Genomic DNA, 20025 nt, shown 5'->3' on the forward strand with positions numbered 1-20025 from the left:
TTCATGGTTTTGCATTCCACGCGCTGGCTGGCGCTCAGCTATTTCACCTACTTTTTTAGCTACGGCATTTTTCTGCCTTTCTGGAGCGTCTGGCTCAAAGGCATCGGGCTTACCCCAGAGACCATCGGTGTGTTGCTTGGCGCAGGACTGGTGGCGCGATTTCTGGGAAGCCTGCTGATTGCACCGCGCGTCAGCGATCCCTCCTTACTGATTAAAGCGGTGCGTATTCTGGCGCTGTTGACGCTGGTCTTTGCCGCCTGTTTCTGGGTCAATAACACGTTTGCCTGGCTGATGGTGGTAATGGTGGGTTTTAACCTGTTCTTCTCACCGCTGGTTCCGCTGACGGATGCGCTGGCGAACACCTGGCAAAAGCAGATTACGATGGACTATGGCCGCGTGCGCCTGTGGGGGTCTATTGCCTTTGTCATCGGCTCCGCGCTGGTGGGGAAACTGGTCAGTCTCTACGATTACCATGCGATTCTGGCTCTGCTGAGTCTTGGTATCGCCTCTATGCTACTGGGGATGTTGCTGCGTCCGTCAGTGATGCCGCAAGGGGAAAGCCGACATCAGGAAAGCGCAGGCTGGCCCGCCTGGCGTAGCCTGGTGACACAAAGCTGGCGGTTCCTGGCCTGTGTCTGTCTGCTCCAGGGGGCGCATGCCGCGTACTATGGCTTCAGCGCCATTTACTGGCAAGGCGTGGGTTACTCCGCGTCTGCCATTGGTTACCTGTGGTCGCTTGGCGTGGTCGCTGAAGTGGTTATCTTTGCGCTCAGTAAAAAACTATTCCGACGCTTTGGCGCGCGTGATTTGTTACTGCTCTCCGCCGTGTGCGGCGTGATCCGCTGGGGCATTATGGGCTGGACAGCCGAACTACCGTGGCTGATTGTGGCGCAGATCCTGCACTGTGGTACCTTCACCGTGTGTCATCTGGCGGCGATGCGTTATATCTCAGCGCGTGAGGGTGGGGATGTTATCCGCCTGCAGGCGGTCTATTCTGCGGTGGCAATGGGCGGTAGTATTGCCGTGATGACGGTCTTTGCGGGCTTCCTCTACCAGCATCTGGGGCACGGCGTGTTTTGGGTGATGGCACTGGTTGCATTGCCTGCGATGATCGTTCGCCCAAAAGTGGTCGCGCGCGCGTAACTACGATTCCAGCATGGCGCGAATATGTTCTTGTTGCTGCGCGTTCAGCGCCTCAACGGCGTGGATCAGCGGTGGCGAGAACAGTGGCAGAGCGGTCGGGTAAGGGGTAATCACCAGTGCGGCTTCGCGCGGTGCCCCCTCTCTCTGGAAGGTCTGCAGCGTCAGATAGCGAATGTTGAGCGGGAGCAACGTCAGTTCCCGCAACTGTTGCTCAATCAACGCTTCGCATTCTTTATCCGTTCCCGTCAGTAACACCACCTGTTTTTCATGCAGATCGGTCTCCTGCATCAGCCAGGCACCAAAAATCACGGCGACCAGGCTCATCTCTTCATCGGAGAAACGTAGCCCAAATTCAGCTTCCAGTTCAAATAACGCCTCTTTGGTGGTACGCAGCAGGCGCGGGTAAAGGCGGTGGATCTCTTCTGGCAGGCTGTTATCAATACCGATTTCAAACAGTGAGCGGTCAAGCGCCTGGGCAAGATGAATATACAGCTGATCGGTCAGCCCTTGCTCATCGCTAAAGTTCATTCCCGTCTGCGCCCGAAAGCGCGCAATCATTCGCACAATTGTCCGGCGCAAACGCTGATCCTGCTGGTGTTTATCGAGCACCGGATCGGGGGTGCGCAGCATCATAAACAACAGTGCCAGAAACAGGTGTTCATCCGTGTGAGGAGCCTGAGGAACGCGCCGTTTCCAGTGACGTACGATCTCCTGCGCGGTGAAATATTCCCCCCGCGACTGCGCCCAGCTGCGCTGAATACGGGAAAACTGCGGCGTATTGCCCTGATGATGCTGAATCAGACAATATTGCAAATAGAGCTGCAAAAACTGGATATCGCGGCACTCAAACTGGCGCTGAAGCTTGCGTGAGCAGAAGTTGATCAGCGCCAGCAGGTTAGTATCGTCGTAGAGAGGACGGGCAATTCCGTGTCGTTTAAGCGCGGTTTTTAACGCGGGAGTAAACTGGTGCGAGACAAAATGAGGACAAAGCCGGAGCGCCCTGCGCAGCCAGTGCAGCAGGCATAAACGCTGATTCAGGGCAGAACCTTCAATTCGGTAGCTGCCGTCAGGGTGCGTGACGATATCAAGCCGGTGATAGCGCTGGATTTCATCGCGCGTCTCGGCTATATCTTGCCGTGCCATAGCGTCGTCCACGCCATTGGCAGCGATTATACTCTGTGCGGTGACGACAGCATCGGGCAGGTAAAGCATCAAAAGCACCTGGCAGCGGCGCTGCGAACTGGAAAGCACAGATGGAATTTCAAGCGTCGTCATCATCTGTCGGGTATCCAGTGTGAATGTTTGATAAGGATAGCTAAAGGATGGGCGCTGAAAAGCGCACCGGCAGGCCTTTCACTCAGGATTGCTGGTGAACATCACAGAATTTTTGACGTGAGGAATTGATGCAAATAGTTAAACAAAGTACGATGACGTTATTTTTGGCGGTTTCCACTTTCGCCGCCAGCGCACATCCTCACAGTTTTATCAGCCTGAAAACCGGGCTGGTAACCGACGGGGGGCAGCTCAGTGGCCTTAAAATGCGCTGGACGATGGATGAAATCACCTCGGCTGACCTGCTTTATGATGCGGGAAACGCAAAGCCAGGCGATGAGATCTGGAAAAAGCTGGCGGCGGAAGTGATGGCTAACGTACTGGGTCAGCACTACTTCACGGAGTTCTGGCATAACGGGCAAAAGGTGAAATTTCTGAACCGCCCGACGGAGTACGGTATGTCGCGCGATGGTCATCAGGCGGTGTTAACGTTTGTGCTCCCGCTGGCGCAACCTCAGCCTCTGGCAGGACAGACGTTCACCTTCTCAACCTTTGACCCGACTTACTACGTTGATATGAGCTACGCAGAGGACAGCGACGTGCAACTGCCCGCGACGCTGCAAAAAACCTGCAAAATAGCGGTTCACACGCCGAAACCCAGCGAAGAGACGCTGAACTTTGCGGTCTCACTCGACAAGGAAGATGCCCCACCTGAGGATATGGAGTTGGGTAAACAGTTCGCGCAGGAGGTGACGTTACAATGTCAGTGATCGCCTCTCCGGTTCGGAAACCGCGCCGCTGGCTACACCTCTGGCCGCTGGCGCTCTTTTTGCTGTTAGCCATTTTCGGTTCTCTGTGGCTGTGGCAAGCCTGGCCCCAGGTGCTGATGAAAAGCATCATCTGGCAGCGCGAGCTTAACCAGCAGATGAGCGGGCTGCTGAAGGCCGTGGCGGAAAACCCGACAAAAGCGGGTGGCTCTCTGCTGGCGTTCAGCTTTATCTACGGCGTACTGCACGCTCTGGGGCCGGGGCATGGCAAGATTGTGATCACCACCTGGCTTGCCACCCATCCTTCGAAACTGAAATCAAGCATCGGTCTGACGCTGGCCTCTTCACTGCTTCAGGGCGGCGTGGCGATTGTGCTGGTCGCGGTCGTCCTTTCGCTTTTACAACTTCCTGCTCGTCAGTTGCACATGAGCAGTTTCTGGCTGGAGAAGGGGAGCTATGCGCTGGTGGGTGTGCTGGGACTCATCCTCTGCTGGCGGGCGTTGAAAAAACTGCGCCAGTTACTGCAAAAACCCAAATTTAAAACCTTTATGCCGCATCACGTGCATGATGCCCACTGCGGCTGCGGACACCAGCATCTGCCGACGCAGGAACAGCTGCAGAACGGCGACGACTGGCGCGCACGTTTAATGATCGTTCTTTCGATGGGAATGCGCCCGTGTTCGGGAGCGATTATGGTGTTGCTGTTCAGTAAGGTGATCGGTGTTTTCGGCTGGGGGATGCTCTCGGCGCTGGCGATGGCCGCGGGAACGTCACTCACTATTTCGTCGCTGGCGTTGCTGGTACACAGCTTCCGTCAGCTGGCGGTAAAACTCAGCGGTAATAAAACACCGGTGCTATGGCGACAGATAGGGTGGACAACGCTCGCGCTGGCGGGCGGCGTAATTTTGCTGGTGGCGGCGATAACGATGTGGATGAGTGCGGTGCCGGTGGGCAGGGGATTGAGGCCGTTTTAGTCGGGTGCGGTCTGATGTCCTCACCCTGACTTTAACCCTCTCCCACGGGGAGAGGGAATGACCGGGATTAACGCTTCAGCGCGTCACTCAGTTCATCACGCATGTTTGCCAGCATGGCTTTAACGACGCGAGGGTTACCTGCAACGATGTTGCCGGTAGACATATAGTTGTGGCCGCCGGTGAAGTCGCAAACAATCGCACCTGCTTCACGTGCGATCAGCTCGCCCGCAGCAAAGTCCCACGGCTTCAGTGCCAGTTCGAAGTAACCGTCAACGCGGCCGGTCGCAACGTAGGCCAGATCCAGCGCAGCAGAACCGGTGCGACGGAAGTCAGCACATTCGGTGAACAGTTTGCCCAGGATATTCATATAGGTGGTTGCGTGCTGTTTCGCCTTGAACGGGAAACCGGTCGCCAGAATGGTACCGTCCAGATCGCGTGCATTGCTGCAGCGCAGACGGTAGCCGTTCAGCTGTGCGCCCTGGCCACGGGTGGCGGTGAACAGTTCGTTACGCATTGGATCGTAAACCACGGCGACTTCAGTACGGCCTTTGATGCGTACTGCAATAGATACAGAGAAGTGTGGCAGGCGTTTTACAAAGTTGGTGGTGCCATCCAGTGGATCGATAACCCATTGAACATCCTGATCGGTACCTTCATGTTCACCGCTTTCTTCGGTGATGATGGTGTGCTGCGGGTAAGATTTGCGGATCGTTTCGATAATAATCGCTTCTGCGGCTTTATCGACGTTAGTCACGAAATCATTGCTGCCTTTCTGGCTGGTTTCTACGGAGTCAGGGGTTTCGTAGTGTTTGGCAATTACATTACCCGCCTTGCGCGCTGCGCGCACGGCGATGGTCAGCATCGGATGCATCGGTCTCTCTCACTGGATGTTAAAGAACGGGAAAATCGGCGCAGAGTATAGCAGCGAGATCGGAATCTGTCTCTCGTTTATGGTAATATGTCCGAATATTCTTCAGACACTGAATTCAGACGTAAAAAAATATGCTGCAAAACATTCGAATCGTGCTGGTCGAAACCTCGCACACCGGCAATATGGGCTCTGTTGCTCGCGCTATGAAAACGATGGGTTTAACAAACCTGTGGCTGGTTAACCCACTGGTGAAACCAGACTCTCAGGCGATTGCCCTGGCGGCCGGAGCCAGTGATGTGATCGGCAACGCACAGATTGTCGATACTCTGGACGAAGCGCTGGCAGGCTGCAGCCTGGTGGTAGGAACCAGCGCCCGTTCACGTACGCTGCCGTGGCCAATGCTGGATCCGCGCGAATGCGGCCTGAAAAGTGTCGCTGAAGCAGAACAGGCACCGGTTGCGCTGGTGTTTGGCCGCGAGCGCGTTGGCCTGACCAACGACGAGCTGCAGAAATGCCACTACCATGTCGCGATTGCGGCCAACCCGGAATACAGCTCGCTGAACCTGGCGATGGCCGTGCAGGTTATTTCCTATGAAGTGCGCATGGCATGGCTGGCGACGCAGGAAAAAGAGAGTGCAGAGCCTCAGGAAGAGACAGCGTACCCGCTGGTGGATGACCTGGAGCGCTTCTATGGTCACCTGGAGCAGACGCTGCTTTCCACCGGTTTTATCCGCGAAGGTCATCCGGGGCAGGTGATGAATAAGCTGCGCCGCATGTTTACCCGCGCACGCCCTGAAAGCCAGGAACTGAACATCCTGCGCGGCATTCTAGCGTCGATTGAGCAGAAGAATAAAGAAGAGTAGTACCTGTTTGGTATCTCCCTCTCCCCGTGGGAGAGGGGCGGGATGAGGGCATCAGGCCGCACCCATGCTATGAAGGCACAGAAAGTTAAATACCTGACTAAAACAGTCAAGTAAATAGTTGACCAATTTAGTCGGGAATGTCAGACTTGGCCCTGCTATGCAATACCCCCATTTTACAATAAAAAACCCCGGGCAGGGGCGAGTTTGAGGTTAAGTAAGACATGAGACTGACATCTAAAGGGCGTTATGCCGTAACCGCGATGCTGGACGTTGCACTCAACTCCGAAGCGGGCCCGGTTCCATTGGCTGATATTTCTGAACGACAAGGGATTTCCCTCTCTTATCTGGAACAGCTGTTCTCCAGACTGCGTAAAAATGGACTGGTTTCCAGCGTTCGTGGCCCAGGCGGCGGTTATCTGCTGGGCAAAGACGCGGGCAGTATTGCGGTAGGTGAAGTCATTAGCGCAGTTGACGAATCTGTTGACGCGACCCGTTGCCAGGGTAAAGGTGGCTGCCAGGGCGGCGATAAGTGCCTGACCCACGCGCTGTGGCGCGATCTGAGCGACCGTTTGACCGGCTTCCTGAACAACATCACCCTGGGTGAACTGGTCAATAACCAGGAAGTTCTGGACGTCTCTGGCCGTCAGCACAACCATGATTCACAACGCAGCACCCGCGCGCAAGACGCAATCGACGTTAAGTTACGCGCTTAGGAAAACAATTAGAATTTCAGAATCAGGCCGGGGCGTTGGTTGCCCCGTGTACTCGGTCGTACATCCAGCCGGTAGCCTGATTCCTTGCATTGAAGCGATGTACGGAGTTTATAGAGCAATGAAATTACCGATCTATCTCGATTACTCCGCAACCACGCCGGTGGACCCGCGTGTTGCCGAGAAAATGATGCAGTGTCTGACCCTGGACGGAAACTTTGGTAACCCAGCTTCCCGTTCACACCGTTTTGGCTGGCATGCTGAAGAGGCGGTCGATATCGCCCGTAATCAGATTGCTGACCTGGTCGGTGCCGACCCGCGTGAAATTGTTTTCACCTCCGGTGCGACCGAATCCGACAACCTGGCGATCAAAGGTGCAGCCAACTTTTATCAGAAAAAAGGCAAGCACGTCATCACCAGCAAAACCGAACACAAAGCCGTGCTGGATACCTGCCGCCAGCTGGAGCGTGAAGGGTACGAAGTGACCTACCTGGCTCCGCAGAGCAACGGGATCATCGACCTGAAAGAGCTCGAAGCGGCGATGCGTGATGACACCATTCTGGTTTCCATCATGCACGTAAACAACGAAATTGGCGTTGTGCAGGATATCGCGACCATCGGCGAAATGTGCCGTGCGCGCGGCATCATCTATCACGTGGACGCGACCCAGAGCGTGGGCAAACTGCCTATCGATCTGAGCCAGCTGAAAGTGGATCTGATGTCCTTCTCCGGCCACAAAATCTATGGCCCGAAAGGCATTGGTGCGCTGTACGTGCGTCGTAAGCCACGTATCCGCATCGAAGCACAGATGCACGGCGGTGGTCACGAGCGCGGCATGCGTTCAGGTACTCTGCCTGTTCACCAGATCGTGGGTATGGGTGAAGCGTACCGCATTGCGAAAGAAGAGATGGAAACCGAGATGGCGCGCCTGCGCACATTGCGTAACCGTCTGTGGGACGGCGTGAAAGATATGGAAGAAGTGTATCTGAACGGCTCCCTCGAGCAGGGCGCTCCAAACATCCTCAACGTCAGCTTCAACTATGTTGAAGGTGAGTCGCTGATCATGGCGCTGAAAGACCTGGCGGTTTCTTCCGGTTCTGCCTGTACGTCTGCAAGCCTGGAGCCATCCTACGTGCTGCGTGCACTGGGTATGACCGACGAGCTGGCACACAGCTCTATCCGTTTCTCTTTAGGTCGTTTCACTACCGAAGAAGAGATTGACTACACCATCAAGCTGGTTCGCAACTCCATTGGTCGTCTGCGCGATCTTTCTCCACTGTGGGAAATGTTCAAACAGGGCGTGGATCTGAACAGCATTGAATGGTCACATCACTAATCGGTACCCAATAAGGAGAATTCAATCATGGCATACAGCGAAAAAGTCATCGATCATTACGAGAACCCGCGCAACGTTGGCTCTTTTGACAACAGCGATGAATCTGTCGGTAGCGGCATGGTCGGTGCACCGGCGTGCGGCGACGTGATGAAGTTGCAGATTAAAGTCAACAATGAAGGTATCATTGAAGACGCGCGCTTCAAGACCTACGGCTGCGGTTCTGCTATCGCTTCCAGCTCCCTGGTAACCGAATGGGTAAAGGGCAAATCTCTGGACGAAGCACAGGCAATCAAGAACACGGACATTGCTGAAGAACTCGAACTGCCACCGGTGAAAATTCACTGCTCTATCCTGGCAGAAGACGCGATCAAAGCCGCTATTGCGGATTATAAAAGCAAACGTGAAGCAAAATAATTGAGGTTTGAGTATGTCGATTACCCTTAGCGACAGCGCTGCCGCGCGAGTAAGCTCTTTTCTGGCGAACCGTGGTAAAGGCTTTGGCCTGCGACTGGGCGTACGTACCTCCGGCTGTTCTGGTATGGCTTACGTACTGGAGTTTGTTGATGAACCGGCGTCTGACGACACCGTGTTTGAAGACAAGGGCGTGAAGGTGGTGGTCGATGGCAAAAGCCTGCAATTCCTCAACGGCACTCAGCTGGACTTTGTAAAAGAAGGCCTGAACGAAGGGTTCAAATTCACGAACCCGAACGTCAAAGACGAGTGTGGTTGCGGCGAAAGCTTCCACGTTTAACCGTGCGTCATCCGATGAACCCCACCGCAGTAACCTGTGCGTGGGGTTTGTTTTAATCGGCTACCCCTGAGATTGTTATGGATTACTTCACTCTCTTCGGACTACCCGCTCAATACCCGATTGATCTCCAGGCGCTGACGATCCGTTTTCAGGATCTGCAACGTCAGTATCATCCGGACAAATTCGCCAGTGGTACTCAGTCAGAGCAATTGGCTGCGGTTTCACAATCTGCGACCATCAACCAGGCCTGGCAGACGCTGCGCCACCCGCTGACGCGCGCAGAATATCTGCTTTCGCTCCACGGTTTTGACCTGGCGAGCGAACAGCACACCGTGCGCGATACGGCGTTTTTGATGGAACAGCTGGAACTGCGTGAAGAGCTGGATGAGATTGAACAGGCTAAAGACGAAGCGCGTCTGGAAAGCTTCATCAAACGCGTGAAGGGCATGTTCGATTCCCGCCATCAGCTGATGGTGGCGCAACTGAACGACGAGACCTGGGATGTGGCGGCAGACACTGTGCGCAAACTCCGTTTTCTCGATAAACTGCGAAGCAGTGCTGAACAACTCGAAGAAAAGCTGCTCGATTTTTAATTTCGGAAGCAATTATGGCCTTATTACAAATTAGTGAGCCTGGCTTAAGTGCCGCACCGCACCAGCGTCGTCTGGCGGTGGGTATTGACCTGGGCACCACCAATTCCCTCGTGGCGACCGTGCGTAGCGGCCAGGCGGAAACGCTGGCTGACGAGCAGGGCCGCCATCTGCTGCCTTCCGTGGTCCACTACCAACAGCAGGGTCACGTGGTTGGCTATGACGCACGCGCTAACGCTGCGCGCGATCCGGCTAACACCATCAGCTCTGTGAAGCGCATGATGGGCCGTTCTCTGGCCGATATTCAGACCCGTTATCCGCATCTGCCGTATCAACTGCAGGCAAGTGAAAATGGCCTGCCGATGATGGCAACGGCAGCCGGCCTGCTGAACCCAATCCGCGTCTCGGCAGACATCCTCAAGGCGCTGGCAGCGCGTGCTACGGCAACGCTCGGCGGCGATCTGGACGGTGTGGTGATCACCGTTCCGGCCTATTTCGATGATGCACAGCGTCAGGGTACCAAAGACGCGGCGCGTCTGGCGGGCCTGCACGTTCTGCGTCTGCTGAACGAACCGACGGCAGCCGCTATTGCCTACGGCCTCGACTCTGGTCAGGAAGGGGTGATTGCGGTTTACGATCTCGGCGGCGGGACTTTTGATATCTCTATTTTGCGCTTAAGCCGTGGCGTTTTTGAAGTGCTGGCCACCGGCGGAGATTCCGCGCTGGGTGGTGATGACTTCGACCATCTGCTGGCCGATTTCATTCGCGAGCAGGCGGGCATTGCCGATCGCAGCGATGCGCGTGTACAGCGTGAACTGCTGGATGCGGCTATCGACGCCAAAATTGCGCTCAGCGACGCGCAGGCTGTCACGGTTAACGTGGCGGGCTGGCAGGGTGAAATCACCCGTGAACAGTTTAATGACCTGATCACTTCTCTGGTAAAACGCACGCTGCTGGCCTGCCGTCGCGCACTGAAAGATGCGGGTGTTGAGGCAGACGACGTGCTGGACGTGGTTATGGTGGGTGGCTCTACCCGCGTACCGCTGGTGCGTGAGCGCGTAGGTGAATTCTTTGGCCGCACGCCGCTGACCTCCATCGATCCGGACAAAGTGGTTGCCGTTGGCGCGGCTATCCAGGCCGATATTCTGGTCGGCAACAAACCAGACAGCGAAATGCTGCTGCTCGATGTGATCCCGCTCTCTCTGGGGCTGGAAACGATGGGCGGCCTGGTGGAGAAAGTGATCCCGCGTAATACCACCATTCCGGTGGCGCGTGCGCAGGAGTTCACCACCTTTAAAGATGGTCAGACCGCGATGTCCATCCACGTGATGCAGGGAGAACGCGAACTGGTGCAGGATTGCCGTTCACTGGCACGCTTTGCGTTGCGCGGTATTCCGGCACTGCCAGCGGGCGGGGCGCATATTCGCGTCACCTTCCAGGTGGATGCGGACGGCCTGCTGAGCGTCACGGCGATGGAAAAATCGACCGGCGTTGAATCGTCCATCCAGGTGAAACCGTCTTACGGTCTGACCGATGGCGAAATCGCCTCCATGATTCAGGATTCAATGAGCTACGCCGAACAGGATGTGAAGGCGCGCATGCTGGCTGAACAAAAAGTGGAAGCCGCTCGCGTGCTGGAAAGCCTGAACGGTGCGCTCGCTGCTGATGCCGCGCTGCTCAGCGCCGCTGAGCGTCAGGTCATTGACGATGCCGCCGCGCACTTAAGCGCAGTGGCGGAAGACAATGACGCTGACGCAATAGAAGAAGCCATTAAAAACGTTGATAAACAAACCCAGGACTTTGCTGCTCGCCGCATGGACAAATCTGTCCGCGTCGCGCTGAAAGGCCAGTCCGTGGACGAGGTTTAATATGCCAAAGATTGTTATTTTGCCTCATGCGGACCTCTGTCCGGATGGTGCAGTTCTGGAAGCGAAGACCGGTGAAACCATCCTCGATGTTGCCCTGCGTAACGGTATCGAAGTGGAACACGCCTGTGAAAAATCCTGCGCCTGTACGACCTGCCACTGCATCGTGCGTGAAGGTTTCGACTCTCTCGCTGAGAGCACCGAAGACGAAGACGACATGCTGGATAAAGCATGGGGTCTGGAGCCAGACAGCCGCTTAAGCTGCCAGGCCACGGTGACCGATGAAGATCTGGTCGTGGAATTCCCACGCTACACCATCAACCACGCACGCGAGCATTAATATGGGACTGAAGTGGACAGATAGCCGTGAAATCGGCGAAGCACTCTTTGATGCTAACCCGGATCTCGATCCGAAAACCGTACGATTCACCGACATGCATCAGTGGATTTGCGATCTGGAAGATTTTGATGATGATCCCAACGCATCCAATGAAAAAATTCTGGAGGCGATTCTGTTAGTCTGGTTAGATGAGGCTAACTAAATCACATTACGGGCTGCCTTCAGGCGGCCCGTTTGCTAATAAGGATAAATAAAATGACCGAAGCGATGAAGATTACGCTCTCTACACAGCCTGCGGATGCACGCTGGGGCGAAAAAGCCACTTACAGCATCAACAACGACGGTATTACCCTGCACCTGACTGGCAACGATGATTTGGGGCTGATCCAGCGCGCGGCGCGTAAAGTGGATGGCCTGGGTATTAAACATGTCCTGCTGGACGGTGAAGGCTGGGATACTGACCGCAGCTGGGCATTCTGGGCAGGTTACAAAGGCCCGAAAGGCACCCGTAAAATTGAGTGGGCGAACCTCGACGCTGCGGGCCAGAAAGAGCTGGAAAGCCGTCTGACCATTATCGACTGGGTGCGTGACACCATCAACGCCCCGGCGGAAGAGCTTGGTCCTGAGCAGCTGGCACAACGTGCCGTTGACCTGTTGTGCGGCGTGGCGGGCGATAAGATGTCTTACCGTATTACCAAAGGTGAAGACCTGCGCGAACAGAACTACATGGGGATCCACACCGTGGGCCGCGGTTCTGAACGTCCTCCGGTGCTGCTGGCTCTCGATTACAACCCAACCGGTGATAAAGAAGCGCCAGTCTTTGCCTGCCTGGTCGGCAAGGGCATCACCTTCGATACCGGCGGTTACAGCCTGAAGCAGAGCGCATTCATGGACTCCATGAAGTCCGATATGGGCGGCGCGGCCACTATTACCGGTGCGCTGGCATTCGCCATCACCCGTGGTCTGAACAAACGCGTGAAGCTCTACCTGTGCTGTGCAGACAACATGGTCAGCGGTAATGCCTTCAAGCTGGGCGACATCATTCGCTACCGTAACGGTAAAAACGTCGAAGTGATGAATACCGATGCAGAAGGCCGCCTGGTACTGGCCGATGGCCTGATTGACGCGTCTGCGCAGAAGCCAGAGCTGATTATCGACATGGCAACCCTGACCGGTGCGGCGAAAACTGCGCTGGGTAACGACTACCACGCACTGTTCAGCTTTGACGACAAGCTGGCAGCCCGCCTGCTGGCGAGTGCCGCTGCGGAAAACGAACCGTTCTGGCGTCTGCCGCTGGCCGAGTTCCATCGTAGCCAGCTGCCGTCTAACTTTGCCGAGCTGAACAACACCGCAAGTGCAGCGTACCCGGCGGGTGCGAGCACTGCAGCAGGCTTCCTGTCTCACTTCGTAGAGAACTACCATGAAGGCTGGCTGCACATTGACTGCTCCGCAACGTACCGTAAAGCGGTGGTTGAGCAGTGGTCTGCGGGCGCGACCGGTCTGGGCGTACGTACCGTTGCGAACCTGCTGACGGCTGAGTAATCGTCATTGCCCTCACCCTAACCCTCTCCCACGGGGAGAGGGGGATGGTTTGCTCCCTCTCCCTTGAGGGAGAGGGCCGGGGTGAGGGGGAAATGCATCATCTGGAATTGTTATGTCCGAAACCAAAAACGAATTAGAAACCCTGCTGGAACAGGCGGCGACCGAGCCCGCCCACCGTCCGGCATTTTTCCGCACGTTGCTGGAATCCACCGTCTGGGTGCCGGGAACCGCAGCAGAAGGTGAGCAGGTCGTTGAAGACAGTGCGCTGGATCTGCTCCACTGGGAGAAGGACGATGGCACTTCGGTGATCCCGTTCTTCACCTCTCTGGAAGCGCTGCAGGAAGCGGTGGAAGACGAACAGGCGTTCGTCGTCATGCCCGTTCGCACGTTATTTGAAATGACGCTGGGTGCAACGTTGTTCCTCAACGCCAAACTGCCGACCGGGAAAGAGTTCACGCCGCGTGAAATTAGCCATCTGATTGGCGAAGAAGGTAACCCGCTCAGCACGCAGGAAGTGCTGGAGGGGGGCGAGACGTTGCTGTTATCAGAAGTGGCAGAACCGCCTGCGCAGATGATTGACTCCCTGACCACGCTTTTCAAAACCATCAAACCGGTGAAACGCGCGTTCCTTTGCTCCATTAAAGAGCGTGCGGACGAGCGGCCAGTGCTGCTGATTGGTATTGAAGCGGACGGTGATATCGAAGAGATCATTCAGGCGACGGGAAGCGTTGCCACCGATACGTTGCCGGGCGATGAGCCAATTGATATCTGTCAGGTGAAGAAAGGTGAGAAGGGCATCAGCCACTTTATTACCGAGCACATCACGCCGTTCTATGAGCGTCGCTGGGGCGGGTTCCTGCGCGATCTCAAAACCAACCGCATTATCTAAACGCGGCGGGGTGAAGACTCACCCCGCCGTATTTCTTAGCAGGCCGCTCTCAGCGGGTAGGCTCAGGCTCAACCGGCAGATCGTCGCGGGCTCCCCATTCGCTCCAGGCTCCGTCGTACAGCGTCACGTCGTTTGCGCCAAGGGTTGCAAGCGCCAGAATCACCACGCACGCCGTCACGCCAGATCCACAGCTGGCAATAATCGGACGATGTAAATCGACGCCCTGACGGTCAAAAATGGTGTGCAGCTCGTCGGTAGTTTTCAGTTCACCCTCAAACACCAGATCGCCCCACGGTACGTTCAGCGCACCCGGAATATGACCACGCTTCAGGCCAGGACGTGGCTCATCGGCTTCGGCGTTGAAACGTGGTGCGGGGCGGGCATCGACAATTTGTGCCGTTTTTTCATGACTGATAACCAGAACATCGGTCAGGCGTTTCACGACGTTTGCGTCAAACGTTGCGTCGAAATCCCCTTCAGGCAGCGTCACGTCACCTTGCTGCAGTGGCAGCTCGTCGCGCTTCCAGCCTGCGAGACCGCCCGCCAGAATTGAAACTTTTTCGACGCCGAAGTTTTTCAGCATCCACCACGCACGCGGCGCAGAGAAGAGGTTACCTTCGTCGTAGACCACCAGGTGCTTGTCACGACTAACGCCAAGCTCGCGCATCGCCACGGAAAACGCTTCCGGGCGCGGCAACATGTGTGGCAGAGAAGAGGTGTGGTCGGACAGGGCTTCGATATCAAAAAACACTGCACCTGGCAGATGCCCTGCGCGGTATTCGCCGGGAACATCGCGGTGCTCTTGCCCGGGAGGGGCCATCCGGGCATCAATAATCTGGACTTCCGGGTCGTCACTGTGCTCAATCAGCCAGTCGGTGGCGACAAAATATGAGGTGGACATGGTTGCCTCCATTCTTTTCCGTAAAAAAGGATTGTCGGTGTTTTTTCTGACACCGACAAGCAGAGCGCGTTCAACTCGCGAGCAAGCCCTTATTTTTTCACCGCTTCGTCATCCTGTCCGGTTTTTTGCCGGGGCTGGGTCCCTCGCTTTGCGAGGCGCTTTCCAGATTCTAAAATTGGACTTTTTGTATTAATCAAACTTGAGGATAATACTTATCCGGATGACGACCAACAGGCTCCACGGGCCAGGGACAAAGGATGAAACCGTTTCGCTTAGCCGCGATTTCTCTCGCGCTTTTCACCACCTTCACGCTTGTCGGCTGTGATAACAGCGACAATAAACCTCAGGCTGTATCACCCGCAGCATCAACGGCAACTGCAGTAAAAACACCGGAAAAACCCGATGCTGAAACGCTGGCAAAACTGGCTGCACAGAGTCAGGGCAAGGCGCTAACCCTGCTGGATACCTCTGAAGTTCAGCTCGACGGTGCCGCTACGCTGGTACTGACGTTCTCTGTTCCGCTGAATCCCGATCAGGATTTTGCAAAGACGGTGCACGTGGTGGATAAGAAAAGCGGCAAAGTGGACGGGGCGTGGGAGCTTGCGCCGAACCTGAAAGAGCTGCGTCTGCGCCATCTGGAACCAAACCGCAATCTGGTCGTTACCGTTGAACGTGACCTGCAGGCGCTGAACAAGGCGACCTTTGGTATCGATTACGAAAAAGCGCTGACTACCCGGGACGTTGAGCCGACCGTTGGCTTCGCCAGCCGTGGCTCGTTGCTGCCAGGTAAAGTGGTGGAAGGTCTGCCGGTGATGGCGCTTAACGTCAACAACGTGGATGTGAACTTCTACCGCGTGAAGCCTGAGTCGCTGGCCTCCTTTGTCAGCCAGTGGGAGTACCGTAACTCCCTGACCAACTGGGAGTCCGATAACCTGCTGAAGATGGCGGAACTGGTTTACACTGGCCGTTTTGACCTCAACCCGGCGCGCAACACGCGTGAGAAACTGCTGCTACCGCTGCGTGATATCAAGCCGCTTCAGCAATCTGGTGTCTACATCGCAGTGATGAACCAGGCCGGACACTACAACTACAGCAATGCCGCGACGCTCTTCACACTAAGTGATATTGGGTTGTCCGCTCACCGTTATCATAACCGTCTCGATATCTTCACCCAGAGTCTGGAAAACGGTGCGGCGCAATCTGGCGTAACCGTCACTCTGTTGAATGACAAAGGGCAGACACTTGCCCAGGCGAACAGCGATGCCGACGGCCATGCAAAACTGGAGACAGACAAAGAGGCGGCGCTGATTTTGGCCAGCAAAGATGGCCAGACCACTCTGCTTGATCTCAAGTTACCAGCGCTTGAACTGGCGGAATTTGATATTGCAGGTAGTCCGGGCTACAGCAAGCAATTCTTTATGTTTGGCCCGCGTGACCTCTACCGCCCGGGTGAAACGGTGATCCTCAACGGCTTACTGCGCGACAGCGACGGCAAACCGCTTCCTGCCCAGCCGGTGAAACTTGATGTACTGCGCCCTGACGGACAGGTGGCTCGCACCGTGGTCGTCCAGCCTGAGAACGGCCTCTACCGCTTTAATTATCCGCTCGACAGCGGAGCGCAAACCGGGATGTGGCATATTCGTGCCAATACGGGCGATAACCTGCAGCGCCTGTGGGATTTCCACGTTGAAGATTTTATGCCGGAGCGTATGGCGCTGAACCTGACCGGACAAAAAACGCCGGTTTCGCCACAGGATACTGTCGATTTTAACGTAGTGGGTTATTACTTGTATGGCGCACCTGCCAATGGTAACTCGCTGCAGGGCCAGCTCTTCCTGCGTCCGCTGCGCGACGCCGTTACTGCGCTGCCGGGGTTCCAGTTTGGTGATATCGCCGAAGAGAACCTGAGCCGTAGCCTGGATGAAGTGCAGATTACGCTGGATGAACAGGGGCGTGGACAGGTTTCCACAGAAAGTCAGTGGAAAGAGGTGCATTCCCCTCTGCAACTGATCCTGCAGGCCAGCCTGCTGGAATCAGGTGGTCGTCCGGTGACGCGTCGTGCCGAGCAGGCTATCTGGCCTGCTACCGAATTACCGGGTATTCGCCCACAGTTTGCCAGCAAGGCAGTGTACGACTACCGCACGGACACTACCGTCAACCAGCCGATTGTTGATGAAAACGGTAACGCCAGCTTCGACATTGTGTATGCCGATGCTACTGGCGCGAAAAAGGCTGTTTCCGGGCTTCAGGTTCGTCTGATCCGCGAGCGTCGTGACTACTACTGGAACTGGTCAGAGAGCGATGGCTGGCAGTCTCAGTTTGATCAAAAAGATCTTGTGGAAGGTGAACAGGAACTGACGCTCAAGGCCGATGAGACAGGCAAAGTCACCTTCCCGGTGGAGTGGGGCTCCTACCGTCTGGAGGTTAAAGCACCCGATGAGATGGTCAGCAGCGTGCGCTTCTGGGCAGGTTACAGCTGGCAGGATAACAGCGACGGTACCGGTGCTGCTCGCCCTGACCGCGTAACGCTAAAAATCGATAAGCCTGCTTACCAGCCCGGCGATACCATTCAGCTGCATATTGCGGCACCGGCTGCGGGCAAAGGCTATGTGATGATCGAATCCAGCGAAGGGCCGCTGTGGTGGAAAGAGATCGATGTACCGGCAAATGGGCTGGATCTCTCCATTCCGGTGGATAAAACCTGGAAACGTCACGATCTTTACCTCAGCACGCTGGTGGTTCGCCCGGGTGATAAATCCAAATCGGCCACGCCGAAACGCGCGGTCGGGTTGTTGCATCTGCCGATGGGTGACGAAAATCGTCGACTGAATATCGCCCTGGATAATCCGCAGAAGATGCGTCCTGACCAGACGCTGTCCGTGAAGGTGAAGGCCAGCGTGAAAGAGGGCGCAGTACCGCAGAAAGTGAACGTACTGGTTTCGGCGGTCGATAGCGGCGTACTGAATATTACCGACTACGTCACGCCGGATCCGTGGCAAGCCTTCTTTGGTCAGAAGCGTTATGGCGCGGATATCTACGATATCTACGGCCAGGTGATCGAAGGGCAGGGCCGTATGGCTGCACTGCGCTTTGGTGGTGACGGTGATGAACTGAAGCGCGGCGGTAAGCCGCCAGTGAACCATGTCACTATTATTGCGCAGCAGACACAACCGGTAGTGCTGGATGCCAACGGCGAAGGCACCATTACGCTGCCGATTGGTGATTTCAACGGCGAGCTGCGTCTGATGGCGCAGGCCTGGACGGAAGAGGATTTCGGCAGCAGCGAAAGCAAGGTGATTGTGGCCGCGCCGGTCATTACCGAACTCAACACGCCACGCTTCCTCGCCAGCGGAGATACCTCCAGACTGACGCTGGATATCACTAACCTGACTGACCAGCCGCAAACGCTGAACGTCGCCTTAACCGCGACCGGCAAGCTGACGCTGGAAGGCGCTCAGCCACAACCGGTTCAGCTCGCTCCAGGTGTCCGCCGCACCATGTTCATTCCGGTTCGTGCACTGGATGGTTATGGTGATGGTGAGATTAGCGCTCAGGTGACCGGCCTTCAGCTTCCTGGTGAGACGTTTGCACCGCAGCAGAAGAGCTGGAAAATCGGTGTCCGTCCGGCATTCCCGGCACAAACGGTGAATACCGGAGCGATGCTGAACCCTGGCGAGTCATGGACCGCACCAGCGCAGCATATCAACGGTTTCTCTCCTGCAACGTTGCAGGGCCAGCTGTTGCTTAGCGGTAAACCGCCGCTGAATCTGGCGCGCTACATTCGTGAACTGCAGGCTTATCCGTACGGCTGTCTGGAACAAACTACCAGTGGTCTGTTCCCGTCGCTCTATACCAACGCAGCACAGTTGACGGCGCTTGGCATCAAAGGCGATACGGACGATAAACGCCGCGCGGCCATTGATATCGGTATCTCCCGTCTGCTGCAGATGCAGCGTGACGACGGGGGCTTTGCACTGTGGGATAAAAGCGGCCCGGAAGAATACTGGCTGACCGCCTACGTTACTGACTTCCTGGTTCGCGCAGGCGAGCAGGGCTACAGCGTACCCACCGATGCGGTAAACAATGCTAATAACCGTCTGCTTCGTTACCTGCAGGACCCCGGCACAATGTCCATCCGTTACAGCGATGACACGCAGGCCAGCAAGTTTGCGGTGCAGGCGTATGCCTCGTTGATACTGGCGCGTCAACAGAAAGCACCGCTCGGTGCGCTACGTGAGATCTGGGATCGCCACGGGCAGGCGGCTTCTGGTCTGCCCCTGATGCAACTGGGTATGGCACTCAAATTGATGGGGGATGCACCGCGCAGCCAGCAGGCGCTGGATCTGGCGCTTAAGACGCCGCGTAACGACAGCAAAAACTGGATGGCGGATTACGGTAGCCCGCTTCGTGATAACGCCCTGATGCTCTCTCTTCTGGAAGAGTACAAGTTGTTGCCGGATGCGCAAAATGCACTGCTCAATACCTTATCTGAAGAGGCATTCAGCCAGCGCTGGCTGTCAACGCAGGAGAGTAATGCGTTGTTCCTGGCCGGACGTTCACTGCAAACTCTGAGCGGGGCATGGCAGGCGAAAACGTCTCTGTCGGATACTGCATCTGGCGGTGACAAGGCGCAGGTACAAAACGTGAACGGTGACCAGCTTGGCGCACTGCAGGTAACCAATACCGGCACTGCACCGCTGTGGGTACGCCTTGATAGCACGGGTTATCCGGAATATGCGCCTCAGCCAGCGTCTAATGTACTGCAGGTTGAACGTCATATTCTGGCGACCGATGGCAGCACAAAATCACTCTCTTCACTGAAGAGCGGCGAACTGGTGCTGGTGTGGCTTGACGTTAAAGCCAGCCAGAACGTACCGGATGCACTGGTGGTGGATCTGCTCCCGGCGGGGCTGGAACTGGAAAACCAGAATCTGGCGAACAGCAGTGCCAGCCTGCAGGACAGCGGCAGCGAAGTGCAGAACCTGCTCAGCCAGATGCAGCAGGCAGATATCCAGCATATGGAATTCCGCGACGACCGCTTTGTGGCGGCTGTGCCGGTTAATGAAGGACAACCGGTCACGCTGGTTTATCTGGCGCGCGCCGTGACGCCGGGAACCTACCAGGTACCTGTCCCGATGGTGGAGTCCATGTATGTTCCGCAGTGGCGGGCAACGGGTGCGGCCAGTGGCCCGCTGATTGTTGTTCCGTAAT

Annotated in this window: 18 protein-coding genes; 15 read left to right on the forward strand and 3 right to left on the reverse strand. The window is 56.1% G+C overall.

Going from position 1 to position 20025, the window contains the following annotated elements:
• Nucleotides 1-3: 3 nt before the first annotated feature.
• Nucleotides 4-1143, forward strand: a complete 1140-nt coding sequence (locus tag ACHHZ6_RS12915; protein ID WP_182272299.1) for a 3-phenylpropionate MFS transporter — start codon at nt 4-6, stop codon at nt 1141-1143.
• Here ACHHZ6_RS12915 and csiE read toward each other — a convergent pair whose 3' ends face one another.
• The gene (gene csiE / locus ACHHZ6_RS12920; RefSeq protein ID WP_395122312.1) at nt 1144-2421 is read right to left on the reverse strand and encodes a stationary phase inducible protein CsiE; all 1278 of its coding nucleotides are present in this window, start codon (nt 2419-2421) and stop codon (nt 1144-1146) included.
• A gap of 125 nt (nt 2422-2546) precedes the next feature.
• Between csiE and ACHHZ6_RS12925 the strand changes: the two genes are divergently transcribed.
• On the forward strand, nt 2547-3185 hold the full coding sequence (locus ACHHZ6_RS12925) for a DUF1007 family protein (protein ID WP_395122314.1): 639 nt from the start codon (nt 2547-2549) through the stop codon (nt 3183-3185).
• On the forward strand, nt 3176-4156 hold the full coding sequence (locus tag ACHHZ6_RS12930; RefSeq protein WP_182272296.1) for a nickel/cobalt transporter: 981 nt from the start codon (nt 3176-3178) through the stop codon (nt 4154-4156). Before ACHHZ6_RS12925 ends, ACHHZ6_RS12930 begins: the two co-directional genes overlap by 10 nt.
• A gap of 67 nt (nt 4157-4223) precedes the next feature.
• On the opposite strand, the gene suhB is transcribed toward ACHHZ6_RS12930, so the two are convergent.
• Nucleotides 4224-5027, reverse strand: a complete 804-nt coding sequence (suhB, locus tag ACHHZ6_RS12935) for an inositol-1-monophosphatase (protein ID WP_182272295.1) — start codon at nt 5025-5027, stop codon at nt 4224-4226.
• A gap of 131 nt (nt 5028-5158) precedes the next feature.
• On the opposite strand from suhB, the gene trmJ reads away from it, so the two are divergent.
• From trmJ to sseB, 11 genes are all read left to right on the forward strand, one after another.
• Nucleotides 5159-5890 (forward strand): tRNA (cytosine(32)/uridine(32)-2'-O)-methyltransferase TrmJ, encoded by a 732-nt coding sequence (gene trmJ, locus ACHHZ6_RS12940; protein WP_182272294.1) that lies wholly within the window; start codon nt 5159-5161, stop codon nt 5888-5890.
• A gap of 221 nt (nt 5891-6111) precedes the next feature.
• Nucleotides 6112-6603: a Fe-S cluster assembly transcriptional regulator IscR gene (gene iscR, locus ACHHZ6_RS12945; protein WP_182272293.1), complete on the forward strand. Its 492-nt coding sequence runs from the start codon at nt 6112-6114 to the stop codon at nt 6601-6603.
• A 118-nt stretch (nt 6604-6721) separates the two neighbouring features.
• Entirely contained in the window at nt 6722-7936 is a 1215-nt protein-coding gene (gene iscS / locus ACHHZ6_RS12950; RefSeq protein WP_182272292.1) for a cysteine desulfurase, read from the forward strand.
• 27 nt (nt 7937-7963) lie between these two features.
• Nucleotides 7964-8350, forward strand: coding sequence for a Fe-S cluster assembly scaffold IscU (gene iscU, locus ACHHZ6_RS12955; protein ID WP_003860661.1), 387 nt, complete (start codon nt 7964-7966; stop codon nt 8348-8350).
• A 13-nt stretch (nt 8351-8363) separates the two neighbouring features.
• Nucleotides 8364-8687: an iron-sulfur cluster assembly protein IscA gene (gene iscA, locus ACHHZ6_RS12960; protein ID WP_003860659.1), complete on the forward strand. Its 324-nt coding sequence runs from the start codon at nt 8364-8366 to the stop codon at nt 8685-8687.
• 77 nt (nt 8688-8764) lie between these two features.
• Entirely contained in the window at nt 8765-9280 is a 516-nt protein-coding gene (gene hscB, locus ACHHZ6_RS12965) for a co-chaperone HscB (protein ID WP_182272291.1), read from the forward strand.
• 14 nt (nt 9281-9294) lie between these two features.
• Nucleotides 9295-11145 (forward strand): Fe-S protein assembly chaperone HscA, encoded by a 1851-nt coding sequence (gene hscA / locus ACHHZ6_RS12970; protein ID WP_395122318.1) that lies wholly within the window; start codon nt 9295-9297, stop codon nt 11143-11145.
• Between the two features lies 1 nt (nt 11146).
• Nucleotides 11147-11482 (forward strand): ISC system 2Fe-2S type ferredoxin, encoded by a 336-nt coding sequence (gene fdx / locus ACHHZ6_RS12975; RefSeq protein WP_182272289.1) that lies wholly within the window; start codon nt 11147-11149, stop codon nt 11480-11482.
• Nucleotide 11483: 1 nt separating this feature from the next.
• Nucleotides 11484-11684: a Fe-S cluster assembly protein IscX gene (gene iscX, locus ACHHZ6_RS12980; RefSeq protein ID WP_182272288.1), complete on the forward strand. Its 201-nt coding sequence runs from the start codon at nt 11484-11486 to the stop codon at nt 11682-11684.
• Between the two features lie 53 nt (nt 11685-11737).
• Nucleotides 11738-13024: an aminopeptidase PepB gene (gene pepB, locus ACHHZ6_RS12985; RefSeq protein ID WP_395122319.1), complete on the forward strand. Its 1287-nt coding sequence runs from the start codon at nt 11738-11740 to the stop codon at nt 13022-13024.
• A gap of 112 nt (nt 13025-13136) precedes the next feature.
• Nucleotides 13137-13913 carry an enhanced serine sensitivity protein SseB gene (gene sseB, locus ACHHZ6_RS12990; protein ID WP_395122321.1) on the forward strand — a complete coding sequence of 259 codons (777 nt, stop codon included), beginning with the start codon at nt 13137-13139 and terminating at the stop codon, nt 13911-13913.
• Nucleotides 13914-13962: 49 nt separating this feature from the next.
• Here sseB and sseA read toward each other — a convergent pair whose 3' ends face one another.
• On the reverse strand, nt 13963-14814 hold the full coding sequence (gene sseA / locus ACHHZ6_RS12995; RefSeq protein WP_182272285.1) for a 3-mercaptopyruvate sulfurtransferase: 852 nt from the start codon (nt 14812-14814) through the stop codon (nt 13963-13965).
• A 257-nt stretch (nt 14815-15071) separates the two neighbouring features.
• Here sseA and ACHHZ6_RS13000 point away from each other — a divergent pair, with 257 nt between their 5' ends.
• Nucleotides 15072-20024: an alpha-2-macroglobulin gene (locus ACHHZ6_RS13000; RefSeq protein ID WP_395122322.1), complete on the forward strand. Its 4953-nt coding sequence runs from the start codon at nt 15072-15074 to the stop codon at nt 20022-20024.
• Nucleotide 20025: the final 1 nt, after the last annotated feature.

The organism is Enterobacter cloacae complex sp. 2024EL-00214, assembly GCF_043945575.1.
Lineage (GTDB): Bacteria > Pseudomonadota > Gammaproteobacteria > Enterobacterales > Enterobacteriaceae > Enterobacter > Enterobacter cloacae_P.

Bases quoted from the DNA above. Each gene is read 5' to 3' on its own strand.
- ACHHZ6_RS12915 (WP_182272299.1), top strand. From the start codon at position 4: ATGGTTTTGCATTCCACGCGCTGGCTGGCGCTCAGCTATTTCACCTAC.
- csiE (WP_395122312.1), bottom strand. From the start codon at position 2,421: ATGATGACGACGCTTGAAATTCCATCTGTGCTTTCCAGTTCGCAGCGC.
- ACHHZ6_RS12925 (WP_395122314.1), top strand. From the start codon at position 2,547: ATGCAAATAGTTAAACAAAGTACGATGACGTTATTTTTGGCGGTTTCC.
- ACHHZ6_RS12930 (WP_182272296.1), top strand. From the start codon at position 3,176: ATGTCAGTGATCGCCTCTCCGGTTCGGAAACCGCGCCGCTGGCTACAC.
- suhB (WP_182272295.1), bottom strand. From the start codon at position 5,027: ATGCATCCGATGCTGACCATCGCCGTGCGCGCAGCGCGCAAGGCGGGT.
- trmJ (WP_182272294.1), top strand. From the start codon at position 5,159: ATGCTGCAAAACATTCGAATCGTGCTGGTCGAAACCTCGCACACCGGC.
- iscR (WP_182272293.1), top strand. From the start codon at position 6,112: ATGAGACTGACATCTAAAGGGCGTTATGCCGTAACCGCGATGCTGGAC.
- iscS (WP_182272292.1), top strand. From the start codon at position 6,722: ATGAAATTACCGATCTATCTCGATTACTCCGCAACCACGCCGGTGGAC.
- iscU (WP_003860661.1), top strand. From the start codon at position 7,964: ATGGCATACAGCGAAAAAGTCATCGATCATTACGAGAACCCGCGCAAC.
- iscA (WP_003860659.1), top strand. From the start codon at position 8,364: ATGTCGATTACCCTTAGCGACAGCGCTGCCGCGCGAGTAAGCTCTTTT.
- hscB (WP_182272291.1), top strand. From the start codon at position 8,765: ATGGATTACTTCACTCTCTTCGGACTACCCGCTCAATACCCGATTGAT.
- hscA (WP_395122318.1), top strand. From the start codon at position 9,295: ATGGCCTTATTACAAATTAGTGAGCCTGGCTTAAGTGCCGCACCGCAC.
- fdx (WP_182272289.1), top strand. From the start codon at position 11,147: ATGCCAAAGATTGTTATTTTGCCTCATGCGGACCTCTGTCCGGATGGT.
- iscX (WP_182272288.1), top strand. From the start codon at position 11,484: ATGGGACTGAAGTGGACAGATAGCCGTGAAATCGGCGAAGCACTCTTT.
- pepB (WP_395122319.1), top strand. From the start codon at position 11,738: ATGACCGAAGCGATGAAGATTACGCTCTCTACACAGCCTGCGGATGCA.
- sseB (WP_395122321.1), top strand. From the start codon at position 13,137: ATGTCCGAAACCAAAAACGAATTAGAAACCCTGCTGGAACAGGCGGCG.
- sseA (WP_182272285.1), bottom strand. From the start codon at position 14,814: ATGTCCACCTCATATTTTGTCGCCACCGACTGGCTGATTGAGCACAGT.
- ACHHZ6_RS13000 (WP_395122322.1), top strand. From the start codon at position 15,072: ATGAAACCGTTTCGCTTAGCCGCGATTTCTCTCGCGCTTTTCACCACC.